10 protein-coding genes are annotated in these 15,565 nt (G+C 37.8%); 4 read left to right on the top strand and 6 right to left on the bottom strand.

Going from position 1 to position 15,565, the window contains the following annotated elements; all coding sequences use genetic code 11:
• The first annotated feature begins 242 nt into the window (after positions 1–242).
• Positions 243–2,558, top strand: coding sequence for a cation:proton antiporter (locus tag IQ237_RS19240; RefSeq protein ID WP_194058061.1), 2,316 nt, complete (start codon positions 243–245; stop codon positions 2,556–2,558).
• Between the two features lie 73 nt (positions 2,559–2,631).
• Here the strand turns inward: IQ237_RS19240 and IQ237_RS19235 are convergent, their stop codons facing one another.
• Positions 2,632–2,862 (bottom strand): RNA-binding protein hfq, encoded by a 231-nt coding sequence (locus IQ237_RS19235; RefSeq protein ID WP_194058059.1) that lies wholly within the window; start codon positions 2,860–2,862, stop codon positions 2,632–2,634.
• A 165-nt stretch (positions 2,863–3,027) separates the two neighbouring features.
• Between IQ237_RS19235 and dapF the strand changes: the two genes are divergently transcribed.
• Positions 3,028–3,867, top strand: a complete 840-nt coding sequence (gene dapF, locus IQ237_RS19230) for a diaminopimelate epimerase (protein WP_194058057.1) — start codon at positions 3,028–3,030, stop codon at positions 3,865–3,867.
• 159 nt (positions 3,868–4,026) lie between these two features.
• Positions 4,027–4,668: a Uma2 family endonuclease gene (locus IQ237_RS19225; protein ID WP_194058055.1), complete on the top strand. Its 642-nt coding sequence runs from the start codon at positions 4,027–4,029 to the stop codon at positions 4,666–4,668.
• 272 nt (positions 4,669–4,940) lie between these two features.
• On the opposite strand, the gene IQ237_RS19220 is transcribed toward IQ237_RS19225, so the two are convergent.
• Positions 4,941–6,152 (bottom strand): bifunctional sterol desaturase/short chain dehydrogenase, encoded by a 1,212-nt coding sequence (locus IQ237_RS19220; protein ID WP_194058132.1) that lies wholly within the window; start codon positions 6,150–6,152, stop codon positions 4,941–4,943.
• Between the two features lie 237 nt (positions 6,153–6,389).
• Positions 6,390–7,193 carry a sulfite exporter TauE/SafE family protein gene (locus IQ237_RS19215; protein WP_194058053.1) on the bottom strand — a complete coding sequence of 268 codons (804 nt, stop codon included), beginning with the start codon at positions 7,191–7,193 and terminating at the stop codon, positions 6,390–6,392.
• Between the two features lie 660 nt (positions 7,194–7,853).
• On the opposite strand from IQ237_RS19215, the gene IQ237_RS19210 reads away from it, so the two are divergent.
• On the top strand, positions 7,854–8,264 hold the full coding sequence (locus tag IQ237_RS19210) for a hypothetical protein (RefSeq protein ID WP_194058051.1): 411 nt from the start codon (positions 7,854–7,856) through the stop codon (positions 8,262–8,264).
• Between the two features lie 146 nt (positions 8,265–8,410).
• Here the strand turns inward: IQ237_RS19210 and IQ237_RS19205 are convergent, their stop codons facing one another.
• From IQ237_RS19205 to IQ237_RS19195, 3 genes are all read right to left on the bottom strand, one after another.
• Positions 8,411–10,459 carry an ABC transporter ATP-binding protein/permease gene (locus tag IQ237_RS19205; protein WP_194058049.1) on the bottom strand — a complete coding sequence of 683 codons (2,049 nt, stop codon included), beginning with the start codon at positions 10,457–10,459 and terminating at the stop codon, positions 8,411–8,413.
• Positions 10,460–10,574: 115 nt separating this feature from the next.
• The gene (locus tag IQ237_RS19200; RefSeq protein WP_194058047.1) at positions 10,575–15,266 is read right to left on the bottom strand and encodes a non-ribosomal peptide synthetase; all 4,692 of its coding nucleotides are present in this window, start codon (positions 15,264–15,266) and stop codon (positions 10,575–10,577) included.
• Positions 15,267–15,269: 3 nt separating this feature from the next.
• The coding region (locus IQ237_RS19195; RefSeq protein WP_194058045.1) for a phosphopantetheine-binding protein at positions 15,270–15,565 on the bottom strand (296 nt) is incomplete at its 5' end.

Genomic DNA, 15,565 nt, shown 5'->3' with positions numbered 1-15,565 from the left:
TCAATAAATAAGCAGGAAAACTTTTTTGGACTGCCTTATAAACAGACTTAAATACTCCTTAACTCTCTGCGTCTCCGCGCGACGGACACTTTGCACAAGTCGGGAAACCCGCCCAAGCAAGTGTCCTCCTCTGCGTGAGAATAAATAAAAATTCCAAAAATTCCTCCCCCTCTACCCTCCCCTCAAATAGAGAAAACTTTGTATCCTGAAATTAATAAACTTTATATTTCTTATTAAAGCTGGTGCAAGAGGACTTTCGCTTAATTGTTGATTTGGTTTCGGTGTTCGCTGTCGCTGCTTGTGGTGGACTACTGGCCGCATTGTTGAAACAACCCGTTTTGCTGGGATATCTCATCGGGGGGATGATAGTTGGACCAGCAGGACTGGGATTAATTAAAGAAGTTGTCCAAGTGGAAACCTTGGCGCAGTTTGGTGTAGCTTTTTTACTCTTTGCTTTGGGTGTTGAATTTTCCCTAGCAGAACTGAAAAAGGTAAGGGCTATAGCTTTGGGTGGTGGAGGATTACAAATTATCCTCACTATTATTATCACAGTCCTAGTTTGTGGTGTTACAGGTGCTTGGGGTGCTTTACCGGCTAAAGGGGTATTTTTAGGTTGTATTTTGTCTTTGTCTTCTACTGCGGTAGTTCTCAAGTGCTTGATGGAACGCAACGAGACAGAAACACCCCACGGCCAGGTCATGCTGGGTATTCTCGTTGTTCAGGACTTAGCACTGGGTTTAATGCTGGCCGTGTTACCCGCACTGCATGAACCAGGAGAAGCGATTGGTTTAGCAGTCCTCACCGCTTTGGTACGCATTGGTTTATTTGCTGCGGGTGCGGTAGTTGCGGGTATTTGGTTAATTCCGCCGTTGTTGCGATTATTAGCCCGCACAGAAAGCAGAGAGTTGTTTTTGTTGGGGGTAGTAACTTTATGTTTATGTATTGCCCTGCTAACTGAATATTTGGGTCTTTCTATTGAGATGGGGGCGTTTGTTGCAGGGTTGATGATTTCTGAGGTGGAATATGCTGATGAAACTTTAACCATTGTTGAACCGTTGCGGGATATTTTTGCGAGTTTGTTTTTTGCTGCGATCGGAATGTTGATTGATCCGGTGTTTTTGTGGCAAAACCTAGATGTGATCTTGGGTTTGGTGGTTTTGGTGTTCTTGGGTAAGTTCCTGATCATCACACCTTTGGTTAAATTATTCCGCTATCCGTTAAAAACTGCTTTGATTGCGGGTTTGGGTTTAGCGCAAATCGGAGAATTTTCCTTTGTTTTAGCTAGTGAAGGTCAAGCTTTGGGGTTGGTTTCCCGGAGAATATATTTATTAACTTTGGGAACGACTGCGGTTACTTTAATGTTGACTCCCTTTGTGTTGCGTTTAGTACCATTGTTATTTAATTTTGCGGAGTCCATGCCTTGGTTAAAACCTTATTTGGTGGAAGAACAAGCGCGAGATTTTGCGGAAGATTTACCCCGGAAAGATCATTTTGTAGTTTGTGGTTATGGTCGCATTGGTAAAAATTTGGTACGGTTATTGCAGTTACATGATTTGCCTGTAGTCGTTATTGATCAGTCTGAAAGTAGGATTCAACAGTTACGGGAAGCGGGTATACCGTATGTTTATGGTAATGCGGTGAGTTTTCATGTGTTGGAAACTGCTGGGGTGAATCATGCTAAAGGGATGGCGATCGCACTTCCTGATCCTGCTAGTATTCGTTTGTGTTTAAAACGGGCTTTGGAAATATCCCCAGAATTAGATTTAGTGGTTCGTGCTACTCAAGATAAAAATATTGAGGTGCTTTATCAACTGGGTGCTAAGGAAGTGGTACAACCAGAATTTGAAGCGAGTCTGGAAATGGCCACCTATTTACTTACCGATGCGGGATTATTGCCAGAGGTGGTACAACGGAAAATGCAGGATATTCGTAAGGATCATTATTTAGATTTGCGTCCTGAACGTTCTGCTGCGGAAGTTTCCCAACACTTACAACAAGTTACCCGTGATTTAAACCGTCGGTGGTATGATTTACCTGATGACTCGCCTTTGATTGGGATGACGTTGGAGGAAGCGGATATGCGCTATCTGATCGGGGTGAGTTTAATGGCCATTCGTCGTGCTGATGGCACAGAAATTGATTATCCTAATAGTCAGGTGAGGTTAGAAACTGGCGATCGCCTTTTAGTTGTGGGTGCAAGTAAAGAATTAGCAGCTTTAGCAGAATTTGCTAAGGGTAATGCAGCTGTTCCTGGAGAAACTAACGCTTGTCAGTGGGTTACAGTTCAAGCTAACTGTACTTTTTTGGGTAAAAATTTGGCAGATTTTACCTATGATGAACAGTATGTGGTAAAAGTGCCAGCAATTCGGCGAGATGGCAAGTTTATCCGCTTTCCTCATGGCAACATCGAATTGAAAACAGGCGATCAAGTGCTGCTGTGCGGTAGCTTTTCCAGACTCAATCAGTTGCAACAATTTTTTACTGCTGCTTGTGAATTACCCTTAGCAATTTCTAGTGTTAAAAATGAAGAGGTAGAAACTATCAAAGAGTTGCAATGATCAAGTTTTTCGCCTAACCTTATGAATCGATCTTGGCAATTTCAACTCTAGCTTGTCTGGGAACTAAACCTCTTTATACAACTGTATCACTGCGAACTTTCATGTAAGCGATCGCCATTTTCCAAACGCTTATTTGTTCGTTGTTAGCATCTACAATAGATACACAATTGATATCTTGCCAAAAAACCTTACCGACGATGACATCACCAGTCATCAGTTTAAATTCAACGGTGGCTTTTTGCTTGATCCAATTTTGTAATTGTCTAATGCTAGGTAAGGTAGTGTCAAATTCTGTTGCTGGCATTTTTGGTAATGATATAAAGGGAACAGGGAACAGGGAACAGGGAACAGGGACTGGGTAATCAGTTTTATTATTCCCAATCACCGATTACCAATTACCAATTACCTATCTTATTGGACAATGTTGAAATCAGTAGTAACTTATCTTTGATAATTCATCTAGGGGAAAATGGCAATAGAATTTACTAAGTATCACGGTTTGGGTAATGATTTTATTCTCATTGATAACCGTTCCTCTCTTACTCCCATAATCACACCGGAAAAAGCAATCAAATTGTGCGATCGCCATTTTGGTATTGGTGCTGATGGTGTTATTTTCGCACTTCCTGGGCAAAATGGTACTGATTATACCATGAGAATTTTTAATTCTGATGGTTCAGAACCGGAAATGTGTGGTAACGGTATTCGCTGTTTAGCTGTTTTCCTCACTGAGTTGGAAGGTATATCCCGCACTAAAGATTTTTACACTATTCATACTTTAGCTGGTGTCATTACTCCTCAACTTACAGATGATGGGCAAGTAAAAGTAGATATGGGTCAACCTCGCTTATTAGCGCAGGAAATTCCTACCACCCTTGCACCTACTGACAGTAAGGTAATTAATGTACCTTTGGAAGTTGCGGATCATACTTGGAATGTTACCTGTGTGAGTATGGGAAATCCTCACTGTATAATCTTTGTAGATGATGTAGCAGCTATTCCCCTGGAAACTATTGGACCCAAATTTGAACATCATTCCGTTTTCCCTCAAAGAACTAACACAGAATTTATCCAAATTGTCAACCGTAATTATTTAAAAATGCGGGTATGGGAAAGAGGTGCGGGTATTACCTTAGCTTGCGGTACTGGTGCTTGTGCGTCTTTAGTTGCTGGGGTATTGAATGATAAATGCGATCGCGCTGCAACGATAGAATTACCAGGAGGAGAGTTAGAAATTGAATGGTCAGAAATTGACAATAAAATCTATATGACAGGACCAGCAGAAAGAGTGTTTGCAGGTAAATTCTAATTAGTATTAGTAGGTTGGGTTGACGCAAGGAAACCCAACATTTTATTCAGATCCCCGACTTCTATTTTCATCGTTTCCAGAAATCATCAATTAATGTCAGAAGTTGGGTATCTTACCATTCAAATATTCAAATATTTATCTACTCAGGAGACTGAGAAAATGAGTAATTTACAAACTCAAATACCTACAGATACATGGATTTATACTTCTTGGAATGAGTATGAACAAATAACCACCAACTTACTTAATAAACCGGGAAAAAGTTACTATTATAAAGGATACATGAGGCTAGAAATGCCACCAGTTAGTTTTGATCATGGAAAAGATCATGTAATAATTATTTTTGCTGTCACTCTATTCGCCACTATTAAAGGAATTTTAGCTACAGGTTTAGATACCACAACCTTTCGTAAACAAGGTATTCAAGACTGTCAACCTGATGTAGCTTATTATCTCCAAGAACGCGCCCAAACTATCCCCACAGGTACAGGAATTGTTAATTTAGATCACTACCCAGCACCAGATTTAGTCATTGAAATTGCTAAAACATCTTTATTAGATGACTTAGGAACAAAGCGTAGTCTTTACGAAGAATTAGGTGTTGCTGAATACTGGGTGATAGATGTACAAAACACCCAAATTATCGCCTATAGTATGATCAACCAAGGTAGTAAACGTATTCAAGAATCACGGGTTTTACCTGGGTTAAAAATTGCAGTTTTAGAAACAGCTTTACGTCGTAGTCGTGAAAGCAGTCAATCTGAAGTTTGTGCTTGGTTACTTAGCCAATTTCAACTATAAGAATTGTAATTGAATCGGAATTAATAAAACTCAGATCCCCGACTTATTAAACTAATTCATCGTTTATAACCAAGATGAAAAAAGAATTAGGGGATCTTGTATTGAAATATTTTGATGGGAATGTGGGATTAAAGACTGTCCCTTTTGTAGTAAAATTTAGATTCGGAGACTCTATAATTGCATTCCCAGTCAGAGACTGGAAACGAGAAAAACTGTTCCCTGTTCCTTGTTCCCTGTCTCCACGAAAAGACTTTTTCAGCAAACCCTACTTATTACTTCTGACTAAAAACACGATAGTACAACCATGTAGTAAATTCTTTGATGGGGAATAGTAAATAAGTTAGTGGGTTGACTGTGACAATAATATTTCTAAAATCCCGTTTTGCTAAAAACAAAATTCCCTGTGCAACTTGATTTGCTGACATCACACCGAAGGGATTAAGTTGACTTTTGAATGGTCCTAAAATCAATTTTCTAATTACACAAATTCCATCCAAACGTTTGAGGGTAATGATATCACCTAACGCCCTTTTGCTGATTTCATATAATGGACTTAAAGCTGGTGAAACTTCTGCTTCTGATGTGTTTACCCAAATTTCTTTAGTCGCTTTAGCATCTGGTCCAGTGACAGTTGCAGAAAAGATATCTATTAACCGCAACGCGGAAAAAGTGTTAACTTGATAGGAATTGTGAATTGCTGTGGATGTGCGATCGCCATAAACATTCACCCCATGATTGATAATTAAAATATCAACTTTTTGCAAGTTGGCTTTTAATTCTTCTTCATTTCCCAATTCCCAAAACATCACTTTTAAACCAGTTTGTTCCTCTATTTTATCTGGGTTAGTTGTTAAAGCAATAACTTTGGCTTTATGCTTGATTAATTCTGCGGTTAATGCTTTTCCTAAAGCACCAGAAGCGCCAGTTACAGCAACGGTTTTACCTTTTAAAGAAAGTCCTGTTCCTAATATTTTATCCACAAGAGAAAATACACCACTATAATAAGCATTTACATCATCAAAATGATGTCGCCAATGATATGTTCTATTCACAAACCACACAGAAGGAGTTGCTGCTAATGGTCCTGGTAAATGATTGTAATCTGTGTCTATTGTACCTTGGAAATATCGCAAAGATGCACCATATAAAAAAGTTCCACCATAAGCAACACCCAACCATAAACCCCATTGTCTGAAAACTAAAGCAACTGTGATTAATAAAACTAGCAGTATAATTGACTCAACTATGTCGTGATACAACTGGGAATCTAAGTAAGCTTGTTGAGAAACTAATGTTAAATCTCGACGGTAAGCTGCATGATGTTTATTATGCCATTTTGCCAACCAGGTGACTTGATGACACAAAACATGATAACTATCTCTAATTATTTCCGCAAGTAAGATGGAGAAAACACCCCAAAGAACGAACTTGATGCAGTTATTTACTAAAATCCAATCAATTGTTAAACTTTGAGCCAAAATCATCATATTTTTGCTAACACTATTTTCTCTTAATTATTCTTCATATTCCATAATTAGTGTAGTAGCAATCGGTAACATTTGTCCTGAACCTGAAATTTTGGCATTTTTAAGTATATTAGGTGACAGGTAACAGGTGACAGTGCTAAAAGCTTTTCAGGTTTACACTCTGTGCATTTGTGATCATTGTGTATATTTTAGTCTTGAAAGCTGATAGCTGACGGCTAAATGCTTACATCAAAGTTAGTAACTTTGCCAAGCTTTCCAAAATATATAAATAGATAAAATAGCCAACAAACTTCTAAAAGCTAAACTCACTACTTTATCTGGTAATTTTGGTAAAAACCGTGTACTAAATTGTACTCCTAATAAACCACCAAAACCTAAAATTGCGCCAGTTAACCACAAAACATTACCTGAATAAGCATGGCCAGCAGTTGCAGAAATAGCGGTAATGACTATGACTCCTAAACTCGTTTGAATAGCTTTTTTAATATTTTCATTTAATAAGACAATTTGCAAAGGGACCATAATTATCCCCCCACCAACTCCAAATAAACCTGCTAATAAACCACCTGCACCTCCTGTTAAGATTTTATGCCATAAATCTTGAATTTTATTCACATTATTTTCGTTATTTTCGTTATTTTCTTCTACAAATTCTTGATTTTTTCTAGCAACTATTTTTTTTCTAAGCTCAACTAAATAAATGTTGGAAATTAATAATAATCCAAAGGTAAATAATAACAAATATTCAGGAAATAAATTAGCGAAGAAAACACCGATTTGAGCAGTTATTAAGGCTGGTAAAGCCATACTTAAAACATTGTTGATATCCAGATAACCCATGCGCCAATTCTGAATACTTCCAGCAGATGCGGTAATGACAATTGATAAACTACTGGTAGCTACTGCTTGGATAGATTCGTTTCCTAAGCTAATTAATAAAGGTACTAAAACTGTACCTCCACCAATTCCTAAAAAACCTGCCAAAATCCCAGCTATAATTCCTGCAAATGCTAAAATTAATAATTCAATCGGTGTCATTTTAGATATTAGATATTAGATATTAGATATTAGATATTAGTTAGGAGCATCCCAAATGTGTAAGTAAGTTTATTTTTTGTTGGAGTTCAAGACGTGAAATGAACGAACCACGTTCACCGAAGGTGTTCCCGAAGGGTAGGAGCGAAGGACACGAAGGTAAGAAGGAAGAAGAGAGTTTTTGGTGTTGCTGCGGTTATTTTTGCAAAATTGGAATGCTCCCCATTAGTTAGTAGTTATTAGTTATTTTTACCCAATCACCAGTCACCAATCACCAATCACCTTTTCTCAATATTGTACAGCTAAACCCGGATTTCTCACAAGAGGAAAAAATAATGTGTAATTTGACAAAACGGGAGCATCCTTATTACAGCAGTTTTCATGTATTTGTACCACATCTTTCTTGTTATCTTCCTTTCTTCCTTTGCGCCTTTGCGTCTTTGCGTGAGATTAAAAAATGTGGTTCATTTACCTTAAAATCGCTGTAATTCAGTCTTTGTCTAGAAAATAGCTGATTACTGATTACTGAATACTTACGTGGAATTTAATAGCTTTCCATCAATACCCTGGGATAGATTTTGTTTAAAAATTTTTGAATATCATCAATAAAAGGTTTGAAAACCTAATGATCCAAGAAATATTTTTGATGAAATTGCCGATCCTATGAAGAAATATTGTCGTGATCAAGCTAGAGATGAACTTTGGTTAATGATGGGAGCAGGAGCAACAGCAGGACTCACTGGAGGAATTTCTCCTCTTGGTGCGATCGCTTTTCAAACCAGTTTAGCTGGTGTACAGTATGCTGTAGTTACTAGAATTGCTCAAATTTATGATGTGAATTTGATACCTGCTAGTGGTGCTGGAGCAATGGCCGCAGCAATTATAGGCGTGGGTGGGGGACAATTTTTGTTTAATATGGGCAGTATTATAGCAGGGTTGATTCCTGGTATTGGCTCAGTGATTCAACCCGCAATAGGAGCGGCCGCAGTTAAAGCATTGGGTGAAGTTGCTATTACCTATTTTGAAAATAAGTATCCTCACAAAATCTACAACCCAAAAACAAAAACATTGTAATATCATGTTCTGTTGAATACTTATCATATCTGTTGGGGCTGGTAATTGGTAATGGGTAATTGGTAATTGGGAAAAGGCATTTATTAACCAAAAACCAACAACTTATTCATCAGTGATTACCCGGAATTGATATAACTTGTTTCACCCTAAACGCGCACCCATTTCAAAACATTGGGGTCTTTATTATAGCTGTAGGTAGAACCATCCTTAGTTGTAATAACTAGACCTTTACTAGCTTTAGTTCTCACAGTCCCCAGTGAATAATCTGTTAATTTCTGCATTTCTTGATGAGAAAGTCTGGTAATAACACTTACTTGGGTTGCTAGGTTGGCTATTTTTGGTGTTGCTATTTCTGACTGATTAGGAGATTGATTATAGGCAAAATTATCTATTGTAATTTCAGCTTTTTCAGCCACATTGATAACAGCAGATTGGAATTTCTGACGTTGATAATCCTGCACAGTTAAAAGTTGCCAACTAGAATCTTGAGAAAGTTCTAAAACCCATTGATGATAATCAAATAAGCTTTCTCGATGTCCGACACTGATAAATGTTGTTTTGGTTTCTTGTAATTTTTGATATAAATTACTTTCATTATTTAAATCTAAAGCACTGGTAGCTTCATCTAAGATAGTGAAATCCGGTTGAGTAACTAACAATCTGGCAAATGCTAAACGTTGTTGTTCTCCTAAAGATAATATATTTTCCCAAGGAACTTCAGTGTCAAAACCATCTACTCGACTTAATAAACTATCCAGATTAACTTGTTTTAAAACTTCTTTGAGTGCGCGATCGCTGACTATTCGTTCTGTGTGTGGATAAAGTAACTGTTCCCGCAAAGTTCCTAAAATAATATAAGGACGTTGAGGTAAAAATAACACTTCTTCTAAAGCAGGCCGCACTAAACGACCTGTTCCTGAGTTCCACAAACCTGCGATCGCCCTCAGTAAAGAACTTTTACCCCTACCACTCGGACCAACAATTAATAAACCTTCTCCCGGTTGTACAGAAAGTGATAAATCTTCCACAATTACCCTTTCATAATCGGGAGTTTGTAAAGTTACTTGATCAAAACTAATATAATTATCTTCTACTGTTTTAATAGTATTGGCATTTTCCGGTTGTTTAGTAACTGCTTCCAAAGCAAAAGAAAAATTAGATAACCGCTCAACATAAACAGAAAACTTCCCTGAAATTCCAAACTCATTAATTAATTCTGCTAGAGCATTAGCAAAAAGATAAGCACACAAAGAAGCTTGACTAATTTCTCCAAAATCCAAATGATTTGAAATATATAAAGGACCCAATATTAAAAATGGAAATACCTCAATTACAGCTTGATATCCTCTATTAAAAAAGTCTTGATTTCTTTCCCAGCTAATTTTCCTTTTAGCAATCTTGATTAACTCATCAAATCTTTTACCAATAATATTTGACTCTTGTTTTTCTCCCCGAAAAAAAGCTATAGATTCAGCATGAACCCTAACATGAGTTAAACAATAGTTATAATCAGCCTTAGATTCCAGTTCCTCTTGATTAACTTTATTTATTTCTTGATTCAAATAGAAAGCAACTACATTACCCAAAAGAGTATAAATTACTAAAATAATTGCAACTTGCTTGGAAATTGACCAAATAATTATAATATAAGCTGCGATTTCCAGTATTTTTTCTAGTAAGGTAGTTGAAAAAGTCAAAGCATTATTTATAACAGGTTCAATTTCTTGGGTGATGCGTTGATCAGGATTATCAATATCAGAGTTAAAATTGATTTTGTAGTATGCTCTTTCATGTAAATATTTTGCCAGAATGTGATTATTTAACCATTCATACCACTCTAGGACGATTTGCCTTCTGACAAACTTAGAAAACCCTACCAATGCTGTTACAAATGCTAGGGTTATAGCATAAGTAAATACAATATTAAAAAACTGAGAAACATCTTTTCCTGTAATAGTAATATCAACTATGTAGCGATAAAGAAAATTACTAAATACATTTAAACTAACAAGTCCAATTATAAGTATTATCAATAGAATAAGCATTCCCCAGGAACGAATCACGTCTGAAAATGCTCTTTCCCTTGAGGTATTTGGATACCAATAAGGTTCGGCAATAGATTGAACATTTTTCCAAAATTGAGTCAAAGCTGCAAAAGGATTTGTGGAAGGTTCAGATTGAACTTGAGTTGGCATAGTTGTCAGTTGTTGCTTGTCAGTTGTCAGTTGTTGGTGGTCAGTTGTTGGTTGTTTAAAATAACCAATCACCAATCACCAATTACCCATTACCAATTACCAGATTTATTCAAAACTAGGTATTGCCAAAAATCACCTGTTTTTGTAGCAATCGTTCATCTATAAAACCGCTACTGATGAAATAGGAAATATAAGTCCTCAATAAATCTTGATCCAATACAGGATACATAATACCAGCATTCCTTAGCCCATTGACCATGTTTTGATAGTCAGTCAACGGTTCAGAACCATTTTCTAGCGCCGTTTTGGGGATGACATGAGACACAACTCTTAAATTATCCGTATCACACACTTGACTGTTAAGAAAAATCTCTGAATGCCATCGCTCTACAGGAATCATCTGTACAGGGTATCCTAAAGACAGAATCAAATTAAACAAATTTCGGATACTAGTAGATTCAGGATTAACTAGGTGAAATGCTTGTCCTAAAGATTCTGTTTGTTTTGACAGATAAACTATCATCTTACTCACATAGTCCACAGGAGTCAAATTATCCTCCATCTGCACATCAGGAAATATTCTGGTTTCTAAACAACCTTTGACTAACCTGCAAAATAAATCATCTGTGTTACTAATACCTGTCTGGGTACTTCCCGTAATCCTTGATGCTCGATAAATAGCCACAGGTAGACCTAAATCACGAGCTTGCATGACTAATTTCTCTGCTACCCACTTACTTTGAACATAGCCATTTTCTAACACTTGATATTGATCAAGAAGATCAGACTCTAAAATTAATCCTGCTTCATTAGGAGTAGCTGCTGACAAAACGGATGTAGTTGAAATGTAATGTAAAGGTTTAACTTTGATCTCACAGGCTAACCGAATTATCTCTTGAGTTCCCAACACATTAGCAGGTTTTAAAACAGAGTAAGGATAAATAACATTAATCCAAGCACCACAATGATAGATAACATCTATCTGACTTGCTAACTTTTGAAACTCTGATGTGGAAAGACCTAAATATTTTTTCCCTAAATCTCCAACCACAGGAATAATACGTTTTCTGTCAACTCCTGACCAGAGTTTGTACAATTGGAGTTGATTTTGTAGCTTTTGTCGTGCCTGTTCAATATCTGTAGCACGAATCAAGCAATAAATATTAGCTTGGGTGTGTTGCAGAAGTTCATAAAGTAAATGACTACCCAGAAAACCCGTCACTCCCGTTAAAAAGATTCCTTGAGGTTTGTTGTTGTACTCTGTAGAGACGTTATATATAAAGTCTTTACGGATTTGAATGCTGGGATCTAAAACTGCTTCTGCTTTTAAATCTAGGTTAGAGGTGGTAATGGTATCCGTCTGGTTTGTTGCTAGAGAGGTTGTATACAACGTCTCTACTAACCCGGCAGCCAGTTCTGCGACTGTGGGGTTTTCAAACAAATAACGTAGGGGTAAATCTATTTGCAAAGTCTCTCTTAACAAAGACATCACTTGCATAGCGCGTAAAGAATTGCCCCCCATGTCAAAAAAGTTGTTATGAATGCCTAACTGTGTTGTACCTAAAACACTACTCCAAATATCTGCTATCAATTTTTGTGTGTGAGTAGTGGGTAAAACAAAGTTAGTCAAGTCAATCTCTTGGCTAGGTGCAGGTAAGGCGCGACGGTCTACTTTCCCATTAGTTGTGACTGGCAGTGCTTCCATCATGACAAAAGCCGTAGGAATCATATAATTTGGCAGCTTTTGTTTCAAGAAGCTTTGTAATTCATTTTGGGTTAAGGATGGATTATCAGAGACAACATAAGCAACCAATTGTTTATGTCCTGGTTGATCTTCTCTGAGCATTACCACCTGGCAAATTACATCAGGATGCTGAACTAATAGACTTTCGATTTCTCCCAGTGCAACACGAAAACCTCTGATTTTCACTACATCATCAATACGTCCGATAAACTCAATGTTACCGTCGGGTAAATAACGTGCTAAATCCCCTGTTTTATATAATTTTGGATTTTGGATTTGAGATTTTGGATGATTAAAGGGATGAGCAATAAATTTCTCTTGTGTTAATTCTGGACGGTTGAGATAACCCCGTGCTAAACGCTCACCACCAATGTACAATTCACCTTTTACTCCAATTGGGACTGGTTGCAGATTAGAGTCAAGAATGTAAATTTCTGTATTAGCAACAGGACGACCAATAAGGACTGTATTGGTTTTTTCTGGTTGGTAATTTTGCACGTCATAGACGATCGCTGTCACCGAGGCTTCCGTGGGACCGTAGGCATTTAAACAAGTTATTCTATCACCTACAAATTTCTGCCACATAGCCACTGTTTCCGGTAAAAGTGTATCTCCACCCACAGTCAATAAACGTAAACTTTGGGGTACGGTGGAGTATGATTGAGACAGTGCTACCATCCATTCATGCCAATAAGCGGAAGTCAAAGTTAAAACGCTCAGTTGTTGTTGTTCTATAAACTGAGCAAAATTGGCAAAGGAAGAAAACATTTGTGTTGGTCTTAATACTACTGTTCCACCTTTGAACCAAGTGGGGAACATTTCTTCCAGTGCGACATCAAAACCGAAAGCTGCAAATTGTAAAACACGATCGCTACTTGTCAAACCAAATGCTTCACTAATGGCACTGCTATGATTTACCAAAGCTCCATGAGTTAACATCACACCTTTGGGATTGCCAGTAGAACCAGAAGTATATAATACACAAGCCAAGTTTTCCGCTACTACTTCACTGACCGGATTTTCTGGACTGTGAGAATTGAATACTTCACATTCTTGATCTAAGACAATAACTTTTACCCCTTCCACTGGCAAGGAATTGAGTAAACTTTCTTGTGTGATCAGTACAGAAATTTGTGAATCTTGGGAGATGTAAGTTAATCGCTGTTGGGGATAATCAACATCTAGGGGAACATAACCACCACCAGCTTTGAGGACTGCTAACAGTGCTACAGTCATGGATAAGGAACGCTCTAAATAAATTCCCACCAAAACCTCTGAACCCACACCCAGAGATTGTAAATAGTGCGCTAATTGATTCGCTTGGGTGTTTAACTGTTGATAAGTCAACTGTTGATTATCAAACACCACTGCTACAGCATCCGGTGTAAGTTCTGCCTGTTCCTCAAATAATTGATGAAGACATTTACCTACAGGATAATCAGCTTGAGTATCATTCCACTCTATTAATAGCTGGTGTTTTTCATCTGCTGTTAATATAGGCAACTGGTCAATGCGTTCTTGGGGATTATTTACTACTGCTTCTAGCAAAGTAATAAAATGACTTGTTATAGCTTCAATGGTGCTATGGTCAAATAAATCAGTATTGTATTCCCATAATCCTACCATTCCGTTACCTGTACTGAGCGTAGTCGAAGTAGCAGTATTCTGCATAAATAAGTTTATATCAAATGCAGAGGTTACACCTTTAAATGGCACTGAACTAACGGCTAACCCATTGAACTCCAACTCAGATTCAGGAGCATTTTGCAGATTAAACATGACTTGGAATAGTGGACTATGGGATAAATCCCGTTCTGGTTGCAATGCTTCCACTAGCATTTCAAAGGGCAAATGTTGATGAGCATAAGCACCTAAAGCCATTTCCCGCACACGAGTCAGCAATTCACTAAAACTGGGATTACCTGCCAAGTTGGTACGCATCACCAAAGTATTGACAAAAAAGCCAATTAACCCTTCTACTTCTGAGCGATCGCGGTTAGCAATAGGTGAACCTACTAAAATATCTGATTGTCCTGTGTAGCGATACAGCAATGTGTCATAAGCAGCCAACAAGGTCATAAATAGGGTACAACCTTGATTTTGACTGAGTTTGATCAATTTATCAGTTAACTCAACTGACAAGGCAAATTCATGAGTTGCACCAACTACAGTCTGTACAGCAGGTCTGGGGCGGTCTGTGGGTAATGATAATAAGGTTGGTGCGTCTTTAAGTTGTTCTTGCCAGTATGTTAATTGATTTTGTAATACATCCCCTTGTAACCATTGTCTTTGCCAAATTGCAAAATCAGCGTACTGAATTGGTAGGGGTGTTAAAGATGAAGGTTGATTTTGAGAATAAGCATTATATAGCTGTGTGAGTTCTTGGACAAACACACCCATTGACCAACCATCGGAAACAATGTGGTGCATACACACTAACAATACTTGCTCTGTCTCGTTCAACAATATTAACTGCACTCTAATTAACGCTTCTGTTTTCAAATCAAATGCTTTCATCATTTGTTGTTGCGCTAATTGTTCTACAGCTATTTCTTGTTCTGTTTTGGGTAAGTGCTGTAAGTCAACAATTGATACTATTCCCTGTTCCCTGTTCCCTATTCCCTGTTCCCTAATAACTTGAGTTGGTTGTCCATCAATGGTGGTGAAATTAGTTCGTAAGGCTTCGTGACGATGAATAATTGTTTGTAAACTTTGCTCTAATGCGTAAGAGTGCAACTTTCCTCGCAAATGTAAAGCTGTGGGCATATTGTATACCACACTGTTAGGCTCAAATTGGTCTAAGAACCACAAACGCTGTTGGGCAAAGGACATTGGTATATCTCTATCTCGTGGTACTGGTTGAATGGACAACTGCTCCGAGACTTTGATTTGCTTTGCTTCTTGTAAGAGGGAAATAATTTCTGTTTTGCGTTTAGCGATTTCTTGGCGCAGTGTAGGAGTTAAAGCACCTTCAGGGGCATGACAACGAAGGCGATCGCCTTCCGTCTCTAGATTAATTTTTAATTCCTTGAGTTGACAAATAAATTCAAACGTGCTTTGCATTGCTTAGAACTCCACTAATTCACCACTGTTATTAGGTAGGGCAGCATCGTCTGAAGCCCAATTCATCACTTCCAAATAAGATGCGATCTCCTCGACGGTGGGACACTCAAACATCTTCTGCACAGAAATACCAAATCCCAAAGTTGAGTTAATCCGCGATATCACTTGAGTTGCTAATAAAGAATGTCCTCCCAATTCAAAGAAGTTGTCATTTACACCAATGCGCTCAGTAGCTAGAACTTCACTCCAAATTTGCACCAACTGAGCTTCCAAAGGTGTACGAGGAGAAACAAAATTAG

Origin of the sequence: Sphaerospermopsis sp. LEGE 08334 (assembly GCF_015207205.1) — a bacterium.
Classification (GTDB): Bacteria; Cyanobacteriota; Cyanobacteriia; order Cyanobacteriales; family Nostocaceae; genus Sphaerospermopsis.
Note: the sequence above shows the minus strand (reverse complement) of the source record. Positions and strands in the feature narration are given on the sequence as shown.